This is a genomic window from Clostridioides sp. ES-S-0048-02, assembly GCF_020658495.1.
Classification (GTDB): Bacteria; Bacillota; Clostridia; order Peptostreptococcales; family Peptostreptococcaceae; genus Clostridioides.
In genome coordinates, this window is record NZ_JACVWH010000009.1 from 91,675 (window position 1) to 111,780 (window position 20,106).

A 20,106-nucleotide genomic window follows, 5' to 3' on the forward strand; every position below is an offset into this window, starting at 1 on the left:
TTTATTTTTAAAGGAAAACTTTGGTATAATTGATTTAAATGATTATATATTTAGAAATAATCAATATTTAGTCATATATAGTATTAAATCTTTAAAAATTAGCTCGAAGTTAGGGGGAGAAAGTATGAAAAAGTTTGCTTCAAGAAAAGCATCAAGGTTTATTGCATTATTTTTAATTTCTATTTTAGTAATGTCAACGATTCCTGTGTCAGCTGAAAATGGAAATACATTGAATCAGATAAAAAAAGCTGAATACAGTGAGGCCTATAAACAATATCTAGAAGATGCTAAAAATGGACGTACAGAAAAATATAATGGTATTATACCAAATCCATATCAATTGGAAGGTACTAAAGTTCAAAGCAAAGGAAGAACAGCTCCAGCATCTTATGACCCAAGAAAGTTAGGATTAATGACATCAATAAAAAATCAAGAAAATCTTGGAATATGCTGGGACTTTGCAGCTATGGCAACTTTAGAAAGTTTCCTGAAATTGAAGAATTATGGAGACTATGATTTATCAGAAGAACATTTAAGATGGTGGGCTTCAGAAGGTGAATATGGATGGACTGTAAATGATATGGATGGTGCTTTAAATTATGAAGCTATGGGATACTTAACATCTTGGTCAGGTCCTAAATTGGAAAAAGATATTCCATATAATGGTAAAATATCTAAAGCACAAGGAGCAACAAAACCAGCTAATATGAATACAGCACCAACTGTCTTTAATGTAACAGATGCTGTATGTGTAAGTAATGATATGAACTCTACAAAAAATGCTATATTACAGTATGGAGCAGTAACATCAGGTTATTATGAAGATATTAGGTATCAAAGTGAAGACCAAAATTCATATTATTGTCCAACAAAAAGTTTTAACACTAACCATGCTATTTCAGTTGTAGGTTGGGATGACAATTATTCTAAGGATAACTTTAATTCAAGCAATAGACCATCAAAAAATGGTGCATGGCTAATAAAAAATAGTTGGGGAGATTATAATTCTGAACGTGGATACTTCTGGATATCTTATGAAGATAAGACTCTTATGTCTGATATAGATAATTTCTCAATCAGAGGAGGTCAAAAACCAAATGATGATGAAAAAATGTATCAACATGACTATGCAAGTATTGTTCCTTTAATTTCAAACAAGATAACAGCTGCAAATGTATTTGACTTTAATAGGGGAGATGAGACTCTAAAGTCTGTAATGTTTTTAACTGAGAGTATAGGAGCTAAGTATGAAATATATTATGCTCCAGTAGTAAATAGCATACCTCAAGAAAATAACATGAAAAAATTAAAAGAGGGCACTACACAATATTCGGGATACATAACAGTTCCAATCGATTCTTTTGATATACCAGAAGGAAAAGGTGCTATAGTAGTTAGCATAGAAGATAAAAGTGGAGAATCAACTATAGGTTCAGAATCAAATGTTCCAGGTTACGATACGTTTAAAGCAAAAGCAAACTTAGGAGAAAGTTACATTATAGATAGTACTGGAAAATTCTATGATATAAATAGAGATAGCAAGTTTTATCCATGTAACTTTACTATAAAAGCTGTTACAGAAAAATCTTCTGGGGAAAGTATCCCAAATGAATCTTTAATTGGTAGTGATAGATATGAAACTGCCATTAAAGTTAGTCAAAATGGCTTTAGTTCTTCAGAAAATGTAGTTTTAGTAAATGGAAGTTCAATAGTGGATGCATTGGCAGCAACTCCTTTTACATCTGCTATCAATTCACCAATACTATTAACACAAAAGGAAGCTTTGAATTCAAAAACTAAAGCTGAAATACAGAGATTAGGTGCAAAAAAAGTATACTTAATAGGTGGAGAAAATTCCATAAGTAAAGAAACTGAACAACAATTAAAAAACTTAAATATATCAACTGAAAGAATATCAGGAAGTGACAGATATAAGACAAGCTTGCTATTAGCTCAAAAACTAAATAGTATAAAAAATGTTTCTCAAATAGCTGTTGTAAATGGTGTAAAAGGTTTGGCTGATGCAATTAGTGTAGGTGCAGCCGCAGCAGAAAATAATATTCCAATTATACTTGCAAATGAAAAAAGCGAATTACAAGGAGCAGATGAATTTTTAAACTCACTAAATATAGAGAAGTCTTATATTATTGGCGGTACAGTATCTTTATCAACTAGTTTGGAAAGTAAACTTAAAAATCCCACTAGATTATCTGGTAGTAGCAGAGACGAAACAAATTCAAAGATAATAGATAATTTTTATAAAAAAGATACTTTGAAAAATGCATATGTAGTTAAAAATGGAATCAAGAGTCAAAATGATTTAATAGATGGATTAGCAGTTGGCCCTTTAGGAGCAAAAAATGCGTCACCAGTAATTTTGGTTGGTGATAAATTAGCTGATAGTCAAAAAGATGTTCTTAAAAATAAAACTTTAGAAAAAGCAACTCAAGTTGGTGGAGGTGCAAATCAAAACGCCTTTAAGGAGTTAGTAAAATTAAAAAGTGCTAAATAAGATAGATACTAGTAGATTAATATATTTATAGTAGAGAGTGTCAAATGTAAGCTGTAAATAGTTATTTTAATTATTGATAACTGAAACAATCAATAATTGTAAGATTCTATTTACAGCTTTAAATATATGTATTAATATTTTAAGTGTATAAATAGAAAAGGGTTATTTTTATATAGAAAGTCTTACATCCTATATAAAAATAACCTGTATTTAATTAACTTTTTTATATAGTTCTAATAGCTATTATAGAGCTAAGTGGTAAATATAGTGTGTAAGTCTCGTTTAAAGATGGATTAGATTCGTCTATATATCTTGAACAAAGTGTAATTGATAAGCTGTCTGCTTCTATAATTTCCCCATATAAAGGGCAACTGCTAAAATAAGAATTTACTTCAACATATTTATTTAAGTTTTCTTGAACAAAATCATAAAAACGATTTTTTGTAGTAGTAGTCATAAAATCAACTCCTTCATTTTTTATTAAAAATGGAACTTTTAAAAAGATAAATATGATTACTGCTATTAGAAACTAAGTTAAAAAATAAGCAAATAGATATGAAAATAGAATAATATATTATTTATACTTTAATTATAACATTATAGCATAAAAAAAGCTATATAAAATTCAGAATTTTCGAAGATTTTTAATGGAATTAAGAAATTTATTGACATTAAAGTGGAAATGAATTATATTGACTGTAAAGATTAATTTAGTCAAATAGGAGGTGAAAGGATGCCTAAATCATATTCTGATAAAGAAAGAGAATACATAGTTAAAAGACTTAAAGAAGAAGCTAGTTTGTGCATTGAGCAATATGGTATTAGAAAAACTACTGTTGATGAGCTTGTAAGACGAGCAAATATTCCAAAAGGAACTTTTTATCTGTTTTTTCAATCTAAAGAATTACTTTTTTTTGAAGTATTGAGAGATATACATGATTCAATACAAAATCAAATGTTATATGAATTAGAAAAACTTGATGACAGTGTTACATATGAGCAGTTGACAGATATATTTATGAAATTTTATAAGTTAGTTGATGATACTTCAATTTTAAATCTGTTAATTAATGGAGAATTTGAAATACTAATGCGAAAATTACCAGATTCTATAATTGAAGAACATTTTAAACATGATGATTTTGAAATTAGTAAGATGATATCTTATATTCCAAATGCAAAAAATAAAAGTGTAGAAAACTTTAGTGGTGCGTTTAGAGCAGTATTTCTTACTATGTTATACAAACATGAAGTTGGTGAGAATTGCTTTGATGATGCTTTAAGATTGATGATAAGAGGTCTAGTTATACAACTTATGGAATAAATTTTTAAACTTGTTTGCTAATATTTTTACTAAAAAGTATTAACAAACAAAAAAATTGGTTTTTATTGACTATATAGTTAAAATAGTCAAATATATAAAAAGGCGGGATAAAAATGATTAAAGTTGATAATTTATCATTTAGTTATACAAATAAAAAATTTTTACAAAATATTAATTTTGAAGTAGGGAAAGGAGAAATACTAGGATTTTTAGGACCATCTGGAGCAGGTAAATCAACGTTACAAAAAATTCTAATTGGTATGATAACCAATTATGAAGGAAGTGTATTTGTAAATGGAATAGAAAGCAAAAAACATTCAAATAAATTTTATGAGAATATAGGCGTTGATTTTGAATTTCCTAGTTTATATGAAAAATTAACTGCAATAGAAAATTTAAAATACTTTGGATCTTTATATTCTAAAAAATTATTACCAATTGATGAACTACTAAAATCAGTAGGATTAGAAAGTGAAGCAAATAAAAAAATATCAGAATATTCAAAGGGTATGAAATCAAGACTAAATTTTATAAAAGCTTTATTACATAATCCAGATATATTGTTTTTAGATGAACCAACAAGTGGACTTGACCCATCAAATAGTAAGATTATGAAAAATATGATTTTGTCAGAAAAATCTAAAGGTAAAACTATTATTTTAACAACTCATAATATGTTGGATGCAACAGAACTTTGTGATAGGGTAGCATTCATTGTAAATGGGAAAATATCTGCATTAGATACACCACATAATCTTATTATGTCAAAAGGTGCTGTTAAAATTAGATATACATATTTTGATAATGAAGATTTTGATAATGAAGAAAAAACTTCTGAATGTTTTTTAAATGATACTAGTAATGACAAAAAATTAAATATGCTTATTAAGGAAAATAAGCTCTTATCAATACATAGCAGTGAACCGACATTAAATGATATTTTTATTGAGATAACAGGGAGGAATTTACAATGAGATTAAAAAATCTTATCTTAGGAGATGTAAAGTTTCAATTTAAATATGGATTTTATTTTTTATATGTTACTTTAAGTGTTGTATATATTTGTTTGCTTAATGCCTTTCCACCATTATTGAGAGAAAAGGTAGCTATAATTATGATTTATTCTGACCCAGCGGCAATGGGACTATTTTTTATGGGAGCAATTGTACTTCTTGAGAAGAGTCAAAGAGTTTTAAATTCCCTAGCTGTATCTCCCATAAAAATATCAGAATATATTTTATCAAAAGTGATTTCATTGTCAATAATATCTAGTATTGTATCTATGGTAATTGCAATTACAGCAAATTTAAATAATATTTTGATAGTAATTATGGGAACTTTCTTTGCATCCATAATATTTTCATTACTTGGGCTTATACTTGCAAGTAGAGCATCAAGTTTAAATCAATTTATTGTTTTAACTATTCCTATTGAGATTGTCTGCTTTGTGCCACCAATAATTAATGTATTGATGGATTTAAGTGTATTCACCAACTTGTATCCTTTTAATATATGTATTTCTCTTATTAGTGGAGATAAAAATTCTTTAGTAACTGATATATTAATTTTAATATTGATGACTATAATAGTTTACTTTATAACATATTATTTTGTTTGTAGTATTTGGAAAAAGGTAGGTGGTATAAAGTTATGATAAAAATTATTAATGCTTTTAGACAAGAATTTGAGCAAATAAAAGGTGATGCTATGCTTTTTGTAGTATGTATTTCTCTAATATTATGTGGAGGACTTATAAAATTTGGAATACCATTAATTCAAAATATATTAATTGATAGTTCTTATTATAAATTAACTTTAGAACCATATTTTTTAGTATTTGACTTGCTTTTAGCTTTTATAACACCTTTTATGTTCTTTTTTGCTTCTACTATGGTTATGTTAGGAGAAATTGATGATAATATTTCAAAGTATTTGATAATCACTCCTATTGGAAAAAGTGGTTATCTTATTTCAAGACTTGGAATACCAGCTATATTAGCCTTTGCCATTACAGTAATTTTATTATTAACTTTTTCGATAACTAAAATTTCTTTTTTATTAAATTTGGCAATTTCTTTAGTATCTTTGACTCAGGGAATTATTATATCAATATTAATAATTTCTTTATCATCAAATAAATTAGAAGGTATGGCACTTACAAAGTTATCAGGACTTTTTTTGTTAGGTATTCCAGCACCATTTTTTATTTTAAATAAAATACAATATATTTTACTTTTCTTACCATCATTTTGGTTAGCAAAGGCATTTAAAGATAGTAACTACCTATATATTTTTATCTCATTTATTGTATCATTAATTTGGATTGTTTTATTACTTAAAAAATTCAATAAAAAAATATCTAGTTAAATAGATTATCAAAATAAATGTAAGGTTGACTTGACATAAAAATTAGAAAATGTTACAGTTTAAATGTAAGGTTAACATTACATGAATGGAGTATATATGAAAAATAAAATCAAGGTGTTAAGAGAAAAATTGGGGTTAACGCAAGAACAACTAGGAGAATTAGTCGGAACATCTAGGCAGGCTATAAATGCTATAGAGACTGGAAAAAATGAACCTTCAATATGGTTAGCATATGATATTTCAAGAGTTTTTAATGAACCAATAGAAAGTATATTTTTATTTGAACAAAGTGAGAGAAAATCAAGAGCTCAGATAAGTAGGGGGGAATATTATGGCTCTAAGAGAGATTAGAACTTTTGACGATGAAATTTTAAGAAAAAAGAGTAAGAATGTAGAAAAAGTAGATAATAAGATAAGAGACCTATTAAATGATATGGCAGAAACCATGTACAATACACCAAATGGTGGGGGTTTAGCTGGATGCCAAGTGGGAATATTAAAACGTTTAGTTGTTATAGATTTAGGAGAGGGACTTATTAAACTTGTCAATCCTGAAATTATTAAAGAAGAAGGAGAGCAAATTGTTGTTGAAGGTTGTTTAAGTTTTCCTGATGTATGGGGAAAATTAAAAAGACCTAAAAAAGTTACAGTTCAAGCTTTAAATGAGAATGGTGAGAAAATAATAATTAAAGGTTCAGGACTTATGGCAAAATGTCTTTGTCATGAGATAGACCATTTGGATGGCATAGTTTTTACAGATAAAATTATTGAACGTGTAAAACTATAAGGTAATTTAAGTACTAAATTTAGATAATATTTTATAGTGAGGAGTTAGATTATGAGATTATGGCATAAAGATTTGATTGATGTATTACCAAAAAATCAATTAGTAAGTCAATGGAGAGAACTATTCGCTATAAAAGGTTCTATAGAGAAAAAAGGTACTCCAAATCATCTATTAGTAAATAAAGTATTAAATTATAGTATTGATGAATTTAAGTTTTATGCTAAAGTTGTACATGATGAAATGGTAAAAAGGGCTTATAGACCTAATGAAACTAAGTTTATAGAAATGCTAAAATGGAACAATAACAATTTCTCAATGGATGTATCTGTAGTATATAATCTAAATTTAGAAAATTTATATAGAGATTGGCATAATGAAATATATTTAAAGCAATGTCTATATAATTTAGAAGAAAAAGCAGTGTGTGGAGGAATATCCATGAATGAATGGGATATATTACTTTGTAAATACGATGATGACTATGAATTATGGCATGGTAATAACTTACTTTAATTACTATAATTTAATATTATGATATTATTAGATGTAAAGAGGTGATTGTTTGTATAATAAAGTAAAATATATTCCAATAAATTGTGAAACTGCTTGCAATAAACTAAAAAGAAGTATTCCATATAAATGGGATTTAAATATTTATCGTGGATGTGAACATGCATGTAAATATTGTTATGCTATCTATTCACATAAGTATATTAATTCTAATAATTATTTTGAAGATATCTATGTAAAAACAAATATAGTAGAAATGCTTGAGAAACAATTGAGTAGCAATAAGTGGAAGCGAGAAGTAATTAATATAGGTGGAGTGACAGATAGTTATCAACCTATAGAAGCTGAGTATAAAATTATGCCAGAAATATTGAATCTATTAATCAAATATAAAACCCCAGCAATTATTTCTACAAAATCGGATTTAATTTTAAGAGATTATGATTTGGTTGATAAATTATCTAGAATTACATATATTAACATAGCATCTACAATTACGACTGTAGATGAAAAGACACAAAAGCTCATTGAGCCAAATGGAGTAGATTCAATGAGAAGATTTGAAATGTTAAAAGAATTTAGAAAAACTAACGCTTCAGTTGGTCTTCATATTATGCCAATCATACCTTATATTACAGATAATTTTGATAACATAAATTCATTATTTAGATATGCAAAAGAAAGTAATGTACACTATGTGCTACCTGGAACTCTGTATTTAAGAGGTATAACTAGAGGTGTTTTTTTTGAATTCATTAAAAAAGAATTTCCTGATTTATTTGATAAATTATCAGTATTGTACAGTACAGGTTCAGCTAATAAAGAGTATAAAAACCAACTTTATAAAATGGTCAATCAACTTAGAAATAAGTATTCTTTATCAAGTAGTTATGACAAAGTAATGAAAGAAAAATTAAAACATTCAAGCGATATTCAGTTGTCTTTTTTTGATTAATTTTAGATACAATAGTGTACTTTTTAATTTAATATTATAAATTATTTAAACTGAAATTTATTGACAAATAGAGATAGTAAGTATACAATACATCTATAAAATAAAAATATGAAAGGATGATGTTGTTCGGGGTACTTGATATCATAAAATCGTTGATGTAAGTATTGCTGGAAAAGAGTAAATAAAATCAAATTTAATAAGTAAACAAAATAAAGCGATAGTTTTATTGTTGTGCTTAAAAATATTTGATTCTATTTTACTCTTATTTAAACTCATCTTTTTGAAGTTAAACCACAGAGTAAAATCTGTGGTTTTTTTATTTTATAAATAAATTTTAAGGAGTGGTATGTTTTGTTAAACAAATTATGCATGTATTTAGAAAAACCAGAACTTTATAAGGAAAGTAAAGTTAATTTTTGGGATGATGAATATATCTCAAAACAGTTATTAAAAGCACATTTAGATGTTGATTTTGAAGGAGCAAGTAGAAGTCTAGACTTTATTAATGATTCTGTAGATTGGATAGTTAAAGTTGCATCTCCAGATAAGTATCCAAATTTAATCGATTTAGGATGTGGTCCAGGATTATACTCAGAAAGATTTGCACAGAAAGGTTATAAAGTAACTGGAATTGATTTTTCAAAACGTTCTATTAATTATGCACAAAGTAGAAATGAAAAGAAAAATCTAAATATAACATATTTATTTCAAAGTTATTTAAATATGAATTACAGTGAAGAATTTGATATAGCTACTTTAATTTATTGTGATTATGGAGCTTTATCAACTAAAAACAGAAGTCTATTGATGGAGAATATTTACAAGAGTTTAAAACCTGGAGGAAAGTTGATATTAGATGTATTTACAATAAATAAATACGATGATTTTAAAGAAGTTAAAACATGGGAAATAAATGAAAATGGAGGCTTTTGGAGTAGTGAAAGATATATGTGTATACAAGATAATTGCAAATATAGTGATTACAATACATTAGAACAAACTCTTGTTATAACAGAAGGAAGTGAAAATGTATTTTATATTTGGAATAAATACTTTTCAAAAGAGAGTTTTTTTAGAGAAATTAAAGATATTGGCTTTAAATCTATTGAAATTTTTAATAATGTCAAAGGTGAAGCATATTCTGATGATAGTATGACTATGGGATTGGTTTTACAAAAATAGTAAAAAAATAATGAATATATTTAAATGAATAAAAACTTGAAATCTACAATGATATCACATAAGAAAAGTATATATATTGAAAGATGGACATTTTTATGTTATTTTTAATACATTATAAATTTGATTATATAAAAATAAAAGCAATATTTTTGTTATTATTTTTTATATAAAATTTATTTGAATATATTTTTTTAACAGAATATGATATTAAAATTAATATATAGTTTAGAAGGATGTGGTATTAGTGCTAGAGATTCAAGGAAAATACAATAAAGCAAAAATATTTACAGATAATGTAGATAGTACAACAATAAGTCAAATAATAGAATTATGTAATCAGGAATTTACAACAAAATCTAAGATAAGAATAATGCCAGATTGTCATGCAGGTTCTGGCTGTGTAATAGGTACTGTAATGACAATACAAGATAAAATAGTCCCAAATCTTGTTGGAGTAGATATAGGGTGTGGGGTTATATGTGTAAATCTGGGTAAAGTTGATTTGAATTTGAAACAGATAGATGATTTTATAAGAAAAAAAATACCTCATGGATTTAATATAAATAAATATAGTAAAGCAAACTATAAAAAAGAGATAGAATCATTATATTGTATAAAAGGTATAGGAAAAGCTACAGAGGAATATAATCGAGCTATTGGAAGCCTTGGAGGGGGAAATCATTTTATTGAGTTAAATGAAGATAGTGAAAAAAATAAATATTTAATAATACACTCTGGTAGTAGAAATCTTGGCAATAGGGTAGCAAAATACTACCAAAAAAAAGCTTATGATTACTATGTCAGAATTAGCAATAGCTTTGATGAAGACAGTAAAAGACTTGTTGAGCAGTACAAAAAGGAAAATAGAGAAGAAGAAATTCAGGATGCATTGATAACGCTTAAAGAAGAACATAATTTTACCCCTAAAATACCAAAAGATTTATGCTATTTAGAAGGAAAATTGATGGAAGATTATCTTCATGATATGGATATTATACAAAAATATGCTGAACTAAACAGAAATACAATGGCTAAAAGAATAATTGAAGAATGTATAGGTCTTAAGTTCAATGATTTAGACCATTTTCAAACTATACATAATTATATAGAAATTGAAAACAGAATACTAAGAAAAGGAGCTATAGCATCGTATGAAGGAAGAAAGTTATTGATTCCTATAAATATGAGAGATGGTGTTATCTTGGGAGTAGGAAAAGGAAATTTAGATTGGGTTAATTCTGCACCTCATGGAGCAGGACGTATACTTTCAAGAGGAGAAGCCAAAAGAAGTATAAATATGAAAGATTATGAAGATTCTATGAAAAATGTATTTACAACGAGTGTAAATATTAAAACCATTGATGAAGCACCTCAAGCGTATAAGCCAATTGATGAGATTGTAGAAAATATAAGAGAAACAGTTGACATAATTAATATATTGAAACCAATTTATAATTTTAAGTCAAATTAACAATTTGGAAGATTAAGATAATATAGTAATCTTAATCTATATAAAAAATAAAATTTATAAAAAAGGAGTACAAAAAATAGTACTCCTTTTTTATATGGAGGTTCAGAAATAAGGATTCATTCAATTATGAAAATAAATCCTTGGATATTTCTTAAAGAGAAACTTGACAATTGATAAGTAAAGATATAATATGTATAGTAACTAAACAGTAATGAAACTAAACAAATAGAGGTGAAAGTATGAGAGATTATTCTAAACTAATTACATTGATGGAACGTATTATTCACAAATACAATCAGTGGGAAGATAAAAAGCGAACTTATGGAACAGAGATTCTATTATCAAAATCAGAAATTCATACAATATCAGCTGTTGGTGATAATCCTGGAATAAACATTACATCTCTTGCAGATGTTTTGGGTATTACAAAAGGAGCAGCTTCTCAGATGATTTATAAACTAGTAGATAAAGGAACTGTAGTAAAAAAAGTATCTCCTGATTCTGATACAGAAGTAGTTTTGAGCCTTACAGATGATGGAATGAAAAATTATAAAGCTCATCAAGAATATCATAAGCAAACTAATGATGAATCACTAAAACTGTTAGATGATATGCCAGAGCCTTTTTATGAGTATATGTTGAGTTATTTTTCTGCTTTTGAAGAAAGTATTGATAAAAAATTAGAAGAAAAGTAATAGCTGTGTGTGAAAAAATTGCTATCGTAGAGGGTAGCAATTATTTTTGAAAATATGTTTAGTAACTATACTGTATTGAAACAAAACATTTGAAAGGATGATTGATATGAATGGAAATCAAAAAAGAATCTATCTTTTAGAAAAAGAAGATGTAAGGAAATCACTGTTAAAATTAGGAATGCCTACTATGATGGGGATGATAGTATCAGCATTATATAATATTGTTGATGCTTTCTTTGTAGGTCGTTTGGGGACACTGCAAACTGCTGCAGTATCCTTAGCATATCCATTAACTATGGTTGGTACTGGAATAGGATTGCTTTTTGGAAGTGGTGCAGGTTCTTATATTTCAAGGCTTCTTGGTAAAAAAGAATATGAGGAAGTAAAGGCTTGTAGTAGTATAGCTTTCTTTTCAGGTATATTTTTAATCACTGTTTTGGTTACAATTATGCTATTATTTTTTAATCCTCTTATGAATATTTTAGGGGCAACAGATAGCACACTTTATTATGTAAGAGAATATGGTTTGATATATATTTTGGGGCTTATATTCAATGTTTTAAATATAATGATGAATAATATGATAGTTGCAGAAGGGAGTTCTTCATTTAGTATGACTGCTATGTTGCTTGGTGGATTAACAAACTTCATATTAGACCCAGTTTTAATATTTGGATGTCATATGGGAGTTTCTGGTGCAGCTATTGCAACATTAATTTCACAACTTGTCTCTACCTCATTTTATGGATTTTATATTTTAAAAGGGCATACATTTTTGAAAATTTCTTTTAGTTATTTTAAAATCAAGCGTACTATTTACACAGAGATTTTCAAAATCGGTCTACCAGTTTGCTTCTTCCAATTTTTGACTGGTGGGGCAGTGAGTTTAACTAATATTGTTGCTAAACCATTTGGAGAAGCTGCTATTGCAGCTATGGGAATTGTTAATCGCCTTATGTCTTTGGAATCAAATGCTTTATATGGTTTTTTAAAAGGTTATTCTCCTCTGATTGGATATAACTATGGTGCAGGAAAAATAGATAGAGTTGAAAGAGCTACTAAGACAGCAATATATTGGAGTACTGTTGTAAATGTATTGTTTGGAACTTTGTGCATTTTATTTTCAAAGCAATTTATTTATATATTTAATCAAGAATCAGTTAAAGTATTGGAAATTGGAAGAACTGCTTTAATTGTTGATGCTATTTCATTTATGACATTAGGGGTTCAAATTGTCATAGGAAATTACTTTTTAGCAATTGGAAAGGCAAAACAAGGTGGTATGCTAAGTATATGTCGTCAAGGTTTGCTGTTCATTCCATTTCTGTTGATCTTCACAAATTTATGGGGGATGAAAGGTCTTATTGCAACTCAATTGGTAGCAGATGTATGTGCAACAATTATTACTGTCATAATGTGGTTTAAAGAAAAGTCACTACAATTAGTATAGAAGAGATTTATAGAAGAGATTTTATCAGAAAAGAAAATATTATTGAAATATTGATAAAGAAGTATTCTAGTTTTGTATTTCAATAAATACTTGTCGAGAGTAAGATATTGAATTATATAAATTCATAAGAAATAGTAATTTGTTTTGATTATTTAAATATGGGATAATATAATATGAATGTATTCCTAACTTTAAATTAGAAAGAAGGTGTGAATAATGAAATATTATGTGGTTGATTCATTTACAAATAGATTATTTAAAGGAAATCCTGCTGGTGTTTGTGTTCTTGAAAAGAGGTTATCACTAGAATTAATGCAGAAAATAGCAACAGAGAATAATCTTCCAGAAACAGCTTTTGTAGTTAAAAATAATGGAAATTATGACTTACGATGGTTTACACCTAAAGAAGAAATTGATTTATGTGGTCATGCAACTTTAGCTGCAGCTTATGTTATATCCAATTTTATTGATATAGATATTAAGAAAATTTGTTTTTTTACTCAAAGTGGAACTCTTGAAGTTACACGAAATGGGAATCTATATGAAATGATATTTCCAAACAGAGAACCTATTGAAATTGAATTATCAGTACAACAACGTAGTTTACTGGGTTGTACACCAGTGGCTATCTACTCTTCAAGAGATTTAATATTGTTACTAAGTAATGAACAAGAAGTTATAGACTATACACCTAATTATCAAGATTTACGTAAATTAACAGGTTGGCTAGGTGTTATAATTACATCACAAGGAACTGATACAGATTTTGTATCTCGATATTTTTGTCCAGAATTAGACTCAGAAGATTCTGTTACAGGTTCATCTCATTGTAGTCTTATACCATATTGGGCTGAAAAGTTGGGAAAAGATAAAATGATAGCATCACAACTTTCTAATCGTGGTGGCATTATTCAGTGTGAATTATTAAAAGATAATGATGTAAAAATTTCTGGAGAAGCAGCTTTGTTTATGCATGGAGAAATAATGGATAATATTTAAAGTTGTTAATAGCAATAGTAAGGAAGATAAATTTATGTCCACATTGACAAATTAAAATAAAAAAGTTAATATTTAACTGATGAAGATAAAAACACAGTCTGGTTGGTAGTCCAGACGCAGCAATTGCTGTCAGTAACCTGCCTCCTTGGTTGTCCATTCTTTAGAAATAAAGCAAATAAATAGGAGGAACTAGCAATGGATAATGTTAGTGGAAAATTAACAGTCTTATTTGAAGAACCGTTTTGGATAGGTATATTCGAAAGACAAGATGGTAAAAAATATGAGGTGTGTAGGGTAGTTTTTGGAGCAGAACCTAAGGATGTAGAAGTATATGAATTCATACTTGAAAAGTTCTTTTCATTAAATTTTGGAAGTATCAAATTGGATAAAAATGTATCTAAAGACAATATTGGATATAAAAGGATGCAGAGAAAAGTAAAAAAAGAACAGTCTAAAGAAACTATAGGAACTAAAGCGCAAAATGCTCTTAAGCTTCAACATGAAGAAAGAAAACAAGATAAAAAAATACTAGCTAAGTCTAGAAAAGAAGAAGAAAAAGAAAGACTTTTTACTTTGAAACAAGAAAAAAGAAAAGCCAAACATAAAGGTCATTAATTTAATTGGTTAGATTTTTATGAATTGCTAGATAAGAGGTGTATAAAATTAAAAAATTTATACACCTTAAATTATTAATAAAAATAGAATTATTATATTTAAAAATCACTTTAAAGCATATAAAAATAGAATAATAACAATTGTAGTAATATTATAAATGGTATCCCAAGTGTAAATTTAATATGCTTAGTTTTATGTCTAAAAGAATACATTCCAATGATAGAACCGATGCTACCTCCAATTATTGCTATGGCAAGAAGGGTAGTTTCTTTTATTCTCCATTTATTTTTTATTGCTTTTTTCTTATCAATATACATTGAAGATAAACCAATAATATTAATAATTATAAAATATATAGAAATCAAATTTTTCACAATATTACCTCCATAAGACGTATAATAAAAATATATTATACATTATAAAGCAAGAATATTTTTTTTAAAAGCTTAATCTATAATTACTATATATAAAATATTTCATAAGAACTAATATTGTATTAATTGGAAAATTTAAAAAAATTAAACAATTGCTAAAATAGGGGGTATATTTATAAGACATAAAGTGATAAAATTTACTTAGAAAATAATGTAAAATAACAGGAGGACAAGGCAAAATGAAATTCATAGTAGAAAAAGAAGTATTTGATAAATTAGAAAATGTATGTTTTGGTGTAGTAGTTGCAAAAGGAATAGACAATACTAAAGAAATTGAAAGAATAAATAATCTTTTAGATATAAGCATAGACAGAGTAGAAGAGTACTTTAAAGATAAAAAGGTAAAAGAAGCAGAAGAAATTATACCATACAGAGAAGCATTTAGAAGCTTAGGGATGAATCCAAATAAATTTATGAGTTCGATAGAAGCAATGACAACAAGAGTTGCTAAAAATAAAAAGCTTCCACATATAAATCCTATTGTAGACTTAGGAAACTCTATTTCTTTAAAATATCTACTTCCAATGGGTGCACATGATATGGATTTTAGAGATGATGATGTATTTGTTAGATTTTCAAAAAAAGGGGATAAATTTATTCCATTTGGAGAAACTGAAGTTGAGTTGATGGAAGAAGGAGAATTAATTTATTCTGTTGGAGATATGGTAAAAACTAGAAGATGGATATGGAGACAAGGTGAAGAAGGAAAAATTACAAGTAGTTCAAAAAATATATTTTTCCCTATAGATGGTTTTACTAATGCAAATTTAGATCAAGTAATGAGTGCAAGAGAAGAGTTAGCAAAATTATTAAAAGAAATATTTGATTGTGAAATTAAAGTAGGGTTCATAGATAAAGATAACTTAGAAATGGAGATATAAGAAACTGTATCCAATACTTATTTTAAAGTATTATGTCTATAATTAATTAAGGATATTTAAATAAAGAGAGGTCGTAGTAAATTTGAAAAAAACTATAATAAAGAATATAAATCCATTGGTTGAAAGTAAGTTTATGGGACTTTTTGAAATTGAGTATAAAAATAAGCTAGATGAAGATAAGATATGGATGGTAGCATCAAGAAAAAGCAGTGAACAACTAAAAAGTATTTATCTTGAAAATAAAGAAGATAGTGCAGATGCAGTTGCAATAGTAGGTCTTCATAAAAGTAGTAAAAAATTAATTTTAATAAAACAATTTAGAGTACCCATTAATGGATATATATACGAATTGCCAGCAGGTCTTATCGATAAGGGTGAATCTATAGATATTTCTGTTGAAAGAGAACTTAGAGAAGAAACTGGGCTTACTCTTTTAGAAATTCAAAAAAATAAGAGTAATGAGAAAGTATATCTATCTCCTGGTATGAGTGATGAATCGATTGCATTTGTTTACTGTATATGCGATGGTAATATAACTGATGAATTCTTAGAACCAGATGAAGATATTGAAGTTATTTTAGTTTCACAAGATGAAGCAAAAGAAATTTTACAGAGTAATCATAAGATAGATACAAAAGCATTTTTAATTTTACAAATGTTTGTAAGTTTAGGAACTAAATTATTTGAATAATTATACAAAAAAGAGATTGTATTATGTAAGTGAGTAAAGTATAAAAATTTATTTTATTCATATAATGATATAATCTCTTTTTTGTTTTATTTTTTAAGATGTAAAGTAATCAATACAAAAATTTAAGGGTTATTTTTAGGTAATCTTTAGATGTTTTTGTATTGAGAGATAATCTTTTAATACATATTGTATTTTCAAATATAGATATAGTTTAAAAATTCAAAAAAATGGTGGTGAAATATGTCCCAAGGGACATTGGGCAAAATACGTCCCTCCAGCCTCTTTATATTAAAAAGTATATACTAAATAAGGGTTAAAAGAGATAAAAATGATACACTAATTGTCTTTTGACAATAAAAAAACACAGAATTTAATTATTTAATCTAGAAAAAGTATTGAACAAATGAATTATTTAGTGTACAATAATCATGTAAAAACATAGTAATGGAGGGAGACATTTCATAATGAAAATTAAGGTAGGAATGAACGGATTTGGAAGAATAGGAAGAGCTGTGTTGAGAATAGCTCAAGAAGAATTAGGAGATAATATAGAAATTGTAGCCATAAATGCAAGAGCAACAACAGAGTCTTTGGCACATTTATTTACATATGATTCATGTTACGGAACTTTTAGAGGTGAGGTAGAAGCAAAGGATGAAGATACACTAATAGTAAACTCTAAAGAAATAAAAATACTGAGATACAATGACCCGGAAGAATTACCATGGAAAGAGTTAGGGGTTGATATAGTTATAGAATCAACAGGATTATTTACACAAAGAGAAAAGGCAGAAAAACACATTAAAGCAGGTGCAAAAAAAGTAATAATAACAGCTCCAGGAAAAAATGAAGATATAACTATAGTTGTTGGAGTTAATGAAGAACAATATGATAATGAAAAGCATAATATAATCTCAAATGCATCTTGTACTACAAATTGCCTAGCACCATTTGCTAAAGTATTGGACGAAAAATTTGGTATAGTAAAAGGTTTAATGACTACTGTACATTCATATACTAACGATCAAAGAATATTAGATAAGAGCCACAAAGACCTGAGAAGAGCGAGAGCAGCGGCTGAATCTATAATACCTACCACTACAGGAGCAGCAAAAGCTGTGTCAAGAGTATTACCACAATTAGAAGGAAAATTAAATGGTTTTTCACTTAGAGTGCCAACACCAACAGTTTCACTCGTTGATTTAGTATGTGAACTTAAAGAAAACGTTACAGTTGAGCAAGTGAATTCTGTATTAAAAGAAGCTGCTGAAGGAGAATTAAAGGGTGTTTTAGGATACTGTGACAAACCACTTGTTTCTATAGATTATAGAGGCGATTCAAGATCATCTATCATAGATGCTCTGTCCACAATGGTTATAGAGGATAATATGGTCAAAGTAGTTTCATGGTATGACAATGAATGGGGATATTCCTCAAGAACTGTTGATTTAGTAAAATATATAGCTGAAAAATTAAAATAATACATAACTAAAAAAAAATTTTTGAAAAAAATTTATAAAAATAGAAAAAAAGATTATGAAAAATATTGAAGGAAAAAATTTTTCATAATCTTTTTTGATTAATATAAAAGTTATAAGTTACAACTTGTTATTAGATATTAGGTCGTTAGAGGAGGTTATATCTATTTAGTAAGAAATTGTATCATTTTATATATGAAAGATAATATGTCGAAAACTTGCAGAAATCTGAAAAATTTTTATTATTGGAATACTGGTTTTCATTTTATTTATGATAAAAAAATGACAAATAAAGTTGCAAAGAGTAATATTTATAAGTATAATTAAAAAAGAGAAAAGGTTTTGTTAAGCTTTACAACAAAAGAAAAGAAGGGATGATTCAAAATGGAGAAGTTAACAGACAGGAGACAGGTTAAGGCAGTAAGCATGGAGACATTCGTTTTCATAATATTACTAATAGTTGGATTTGGCTATGTTGGTAGTATTATGGGCGCAGGAATGATGTTTAAAGTAATAATGAGTACAGCACATGCTTTACTATTAGAGACAGTTTTCTTAATTATGGCTATGGCAGTTCTTGCAGGCGCATTAAGCGCACTACTTTCAGAGTTTGGAGTAATAGCATTAATTAATAAAATTTTCGCTATATTTATGAAGCCTTTATACGGATTACCTGGTGCTAGTATAGCAGGGGCTATAACAACTTATTTATCAGATAATCCAGCTATTATACCTTTTGCTAAAGATAAAACATTCACACAGTATTTTAAACAATATCAAGTTCCAGCACTATGTAATTTAGGAACAGCTTTTGGTATGGGACTTATCTTAACAACGTTTATGATATCTCAAGGTACAGAATATGTATTGCCAGCATTGATTGGTAACTTAGGTGCAGTAATAGGTAGTGTTGTAAGTGTTAGAATAATGTTGACATTTACTAAGAAGTTCTATAACTATAATCCAGAAGAAGATAAAGCAGCAGGAACATTAGAGAAAAAAGCTGAATTTAGAGAAATAAGAGAAGGAAATGTGTTCCAAAGAGGCCTAGATGCTATTCTTGAAGGTGGTAAGATGGGTGTAGATATGGGAATGGCTATAATCCCTGGTGTCCTAGTAGTATGTACATTAGTTATGCTATTAACTTTTGGACCATCTACAGACCCTGCTACAGGTCAAGAGGTTTATACAGGAGCTGCATATGAAGGAATAAAATTACTTCCAGTTCTTGGGGATAAGCTTGGATTTATATTAGAGCCATTATTTGGATTTACATCACCAGAAGCAATAGCATTCCCTATAACTTCATTAGGAGCTGTTGGAGCAGCAATGTCTTTAGTTCCAGAATTTATAAAATCAGGAGCTATAACTCCTAATGATATAGCAGTATTTACAGCAATGGGTATGTGTTGGAGTGGATATTTAAGTACACATATTGGTATGATGGATGCATTAAATGCTAGACAATTAGCTGGAAAAGCAATTCTTTCTCATACAATAGGTGGTTTATGTGCAGGAGCAGCAGCTCACTTTATATTTATGCTCGTATCATAAATATGATAAATAGAAGTAATTAAAATAAAAATAATATACAAAAAAATGGTTGTCTATATGCAATAAGGAATTGTGTACTGACAACCATTTTTTTTGAATGAAGATATTTTATAATATACGAACATTAAATTGGTATTAGAGTTAAGTTATATTTATGTAAAAAGTAACAAAAATCTGTAGAAATTTATGACAAAATTTAGT

General features: G+C 27.5%; 21 protein-coding genes. 19 read left to right on the forward strand and 2 right to left on the reverse strand.

Translation table 11 applies throughout. The features are described 5' to 3' along the window. The first annotated feature begins 124 nt into the window (after positions 1-124). Positions 125-2,512, forward strand: a complete 2,388-nt coding sequence (locus IC173_RS13040; protein ID WP_227855699.1) for a cell wall-binding repeat-containing protein — start codon at positions 125-127, stop codon at positions 2,510-2,512. Between the two features lie 223 nt (positions 2,513-2,735). On the opposite strand, the gene IC173_RS13045 is transcribed toward IC173_RS13040, so the two are convergent. Further along, on the reverse strand, positions 2,736-2,969 hold the full coding sequence (locus IC173_RS13045) for an ATPase (protein ID WP_227433254.1): 234 nt from the start codon (positions 2,967-2,969) through the stop codon (positions 2,736-2,738). Between the two features lie 276 nt (positions 2,970-3,245). Here IC173_RS13045 and IC173_RS13050 point away from each other — a divergent pair, with 276 nt between their 5' ends. From IC173_RS13050 to IC173_RS13115, 14 genes are all read left to right on the forward strand, one after another. Next, the gene (locus IC173_RS13050; RefSeq protein WP_227433255.1) at positions 3,246-3,836 is read left to right on the forward strand and encodes a TetR/AcrR family transcriptional regulator; all 591 of its coding nucleotides are present in this window, start codon (positions 3,246-3,248) and stop codon (positions 3,834-3,836) included. A gap of 113 nt (positions 3,837-3,949) precedes the next feature. Then, positions 3,950-4,810 (forward strand): ABC transporter ATP-binding protein, encoded by an 861-nt coding sequence (locus IC173_RS13055; protein ID WP_227851050.1) that lies wholly within the window; start codon positions 3,950-3,952, stop codon positions 4,808-4,810. Beyond that, positions 4,807-5,490, forward strand: a complete 684-nt coding sequence (locus tag IC173_RS13060) for an ABC transporter permease (protein ID WP_227855700.1) — start codon at positions 4,807-4,809, stop codon at positions 5,488-5,490. Before IC173_RS13055 ends, IC173_RS13060 begins: the two co-directional genes overlap by 4 nt. Beyond that, positions 5,487-6,203, forward strand: a complete 717-nt coding sequence (locus IC173_RS13065; protein WP_227855701.1) for an ABC transporter permease — start codon at positions 5,487-5,489, stop codon at positions 6,201-6,203. The genes IC173_RS13060 and IC173_RS13065 overlap by 4 nt, the downstream gene beginning before the upstream one ends. Positions 6,204-6,299: 96 nt before the next feature. Then, the gene (locus tag IC173_RS13070) at positions 6,300-6,554 is read left to right on the forward strand and encodes a helix-turn-helix transcriptional regulator (RefSeq protein ID WP_227483153.1); all 255 of its coding nucleotides are present in this window, start codon (positions 6,300-6,302) and stop codon (positions 6,552-6,554) included. Next, positions 6,535-6,990: a peptide deformylase gene (gene def / locus IC173_RS13075; RefSeq protein WP_227435871.1), complete on the forward strand. Its 456-nt coding sequence runs from the start codon at positions 6,535-6,537 to the stop codon at positions 6,988-6,990. The genes IC173_RS13070 and def overlap by 20 nt, the downstream gene beginning before the upstream one ends. A 51-nt stretch (positions 6,991-7,041) precedes the next feature. Then, positions 7,042-7,503, forward strand: a complete 462-nt coding sequence (locus tag IC173_RS13080) for a pyrimidine dimer DNA glycosylase/endonuclease V (protein ID WP_227855702.1) — start codon at positions 7,042-7,044, stop codon at positions 7,501-7,503. Positions 7,504-7,552: 49 nt separating this feature from the next. After that, positions 7,553-8,455, forward strand: coding sequence for a radical SAM protein (locus IC173_RS13085; protein ID WP_227483152.1), 903 nt, complete (start codon positions 7,553-7,555; stop codon positions 8,453-8,455). A 351-nt stretch (positions 8,456-8,806) separates the two neighbouring features. After that, positions 8,807-9,637, forward strand: a complete 831-nt coding sequence (locus IC173_RS13090; RefSeq protein ID WP_227483151.1) for a class I SAM-dependent methyltransferase — start codon at positions 8,807-8,809, stop codon at positions 9,635-9,637. Positions 9,638-9,881: 244 nt separating this feature from the next. Next, entirely contained in the window at positions 9,882-11,108 is a 1,227-nt protein-coding gene (locus tag IC173_RS13095) for an RtcB family protein (RefSeq protein ID WP_227483150.1), read from the forward strand. Between the two features lie 239 nt (positions 11,109-11,347). Further along, complete coding sequence (locus IC173_RS13100; protein WP_227435888.1) at positions 11,348-11,803, forward strand: MarR family winged helix-turn-helix transcriptional regulator; 456 nt, start codon at positions 11,348-11,350, stop codon at positions 11,801-11,803. Between the two features lie 106 nt (positions 11,804-11,909). After that, positions 11,910-13,253 carry an MATE family efflux transporter gene (locus tag IC173_RS13105; protein ID WP_227855703.1) on the forward strand — a complete coding sequence of 448 codons (1,344 nt, stop codon included), beginning with the start codon at positions 11,910-11,912 and terminating at the stop codon, positions 13,251-13,253. Between the two features lie 216 nt (positions 13,254-13,469). After that, positions 13,470-14,252, forward strand: a complete 783-nt coding sequence (locus tag IC173_RS13110) for a PhzF family phenazine biosynthesis protein (protein ID WP_227483148.1) — start codon at positions 13,470-13,472, stop codon at positions 14,250-14,252. Between the two features lie 195 nt (positions 14,253-14,447). Continuing rightward, on the forward strand, positions 14,448-14,867 hold the full coding sequence (locus IC173_RS13115) for a YjdF family protein (protein WP_227483147.1): 420 nt from the start codon (positions 14,448-14,450) through the stop codon (positions 14,865-14,867). Between the two features lie 110 nt (positions 14,868-14,977). Here the strand turns inward: IC173_RS13115 and IC173_RS13120 are convergent, their stop codons facing one another. Continuing rightward, positions 14,978-15,241 carry a DUF1294 domain-containing protein gene (locus IC173_RS13120; protein WP_255604585.1) on the reverse strand — a complete coding sequence of 88 codons (264 nt, stop codon included), beginning with the start codon at positions 15,239-15,241 and terminating at the stop codon, positions 14,978-14,980. 239 nt (positions 15,242-15,480) lie between these two features. Here IC173_RS13120 and IC173_RS13125 point away from each other — a divergent pair, with 239 nt between their 5' ends. From IC173_RS13125 to IC173_RS13140, 4 genes are all read left to right on the forward strand, one after another. After that, positions 15,481-16,182, forward strand: a complete 702-nt coding sequence (locus IC173_RS13125) for a B3/4 domain-containing protein (RefSeq protein WP_227435897.1) — start codon at positions 15,481-15,483, stop codon at positions 16,180-16,182. Positions 16,183-16,264: 82 nt separating this feature from the next. After that, on the forward strand, positions 16,265-16,873 hold the full coding sequence (locus tag IC173_RS13130) for an NUDIX hydrolase (RefSeq protein WP_227823851.1): 609 nt from the start codon (positions 16,265-16,267) through the stop codon (positions 16,871-16,873). 464 nt (positions 16,874-17,337) lie between these two features. Then, positions 17,338-18,354, forward strand: a complete 1,017-nt coding sequence (gene gap / locus IC173_RS13135) for a type I glyceraldehyde-3-phosphate dehydrogenase (protein WP_227435901.1) — start codon at positions 17,338-17,340, stop codon at positions 18,352-18,354. Between the two features lie 381 nt (positions 18,355-18,735). Next, positions 18,736-19,905, forward strand: coding sequence for a hypothetical protein (locus IC173_RS13140; RefSeq protein ID WP_227483144.1), 1,170 nt, complete (start codon positions 18,736-18,738; stop codon positions 19,903-19,905). The last annotated feature ends 201 nt before the right edge of the window (positions 19,906-20,106 follow it).

Excerpts from the sequence above, each read along its gene's own strand:
- IC173_RS13060 (WP_227855700.1), top strand. The coding sequence starts at position 4,807 with ATGAGATTAAAAAATCTTATCTTAGGAGATGTAAAGTTTCAATTTAAA.
- IC173_RS13140 (WP_227483144.1), top strand. The coding sequence starts at position 18,736 with ATGGAGAAGTTAACAGACAGGAGACAGGTTAAGGCAGTAAGCATGGAG.
- IC173_RS13110 (WP_227483148.1), top strand. The coding sequence starts at position 13,470 with ATGAAATATTATGTGGTTGATTCATTTACAAATAGATTATTTAAAGGA.
- IC173_RS13065 (WP_227855701.1), top strand. The coding sequence starts at position 5,487 with ATGATAAAAATTATTAATGCTTTTAGACAAGAATTTGAGCAAATAAAA.
- IC173_RS13070 (WP_227483153.1), top strand. The coding sequence starts at position 6,300 with ATGAAAAATAAAATCAAGGTGTTAAGAGAAAAATTGGGGTTAACGCAA.
- gap (WP_227435901.1), top strand. The coding sequence starts at position 17,338 with ATGAAAATTAAGGTAGGAATGAACGGATTTGGAAGAATAGGAAGAGCT.
- IC173_RS13050 (WP_227433255.1), top strand. The coding sequence starts at position 3,246 with ATGCCTAAATCATATTCTGATAAAGAAAGAGAATACATAGTTAAAAGA.
- IC173_RS13125 (WP_227435897.1), top strand. The coding sequence starts at position 15,481 with ATGAAATTCATAGTAGAAAAAGAAGTATTTGATAAATTAGAAAATGTA.
- IC173_RS13040 (WP_227855699.1), top strand. The coding sequence starts at position 125 with ATGAAAAAGTTTGCTTCAAGAAAAGCATCAAGGTTTATTGCATTATTT.
- IC173_RS13045 (WP_227433254.1), bottom strand. The coding sequence starts at position 2,969 with ATGACTACTACTACAAAAAATCGTTTTTATGATTTTGTTCAAGAAAAC.
- IC173_RS13115 (WP_227483147.1), top strand. The coding sequence starts at position 14,448 with ATGGATAATGTTAGTGGAAAATTAACAGTCTTATTTGAAGAACCGTTT.
- IC173_RS13105 (WP_227855703.1), top strand. The coding sequence starts at position 11,910 with ATGAATGGAAATCAAAAAAGAATCTATCTTTTAGAAAAAGAAGATGTA.
- IC173_RS13080 (WP_227855702.1), top strand. The coding sequence starts at position 7,042 with ATGAGATTATGGCATAAAGATTTGATTGATGTATTACCAAAAAATCAA.
- def (WP_227435871.1), top strand. The coding sequence starts at position 6,535 with ATGGCTCTAAGAGAGATTAGAACTTTTGACGATGAAATTTTAAGAAAA.
- IC173_RS13100 (WP_227435888.1), top strand. The coding sequence starts at position 11,348 with ATGAGAGATTATTCTAAACTAATTACATTGATGGAACGTATTATTCAC.
- IC173_RS13055 (WP_227851050.1), top strand. The coding sequence starts at position 3,950 with ATGATTAAAGTTGATAATTTATCATTTAGTTATACAAATAAAAAATTT.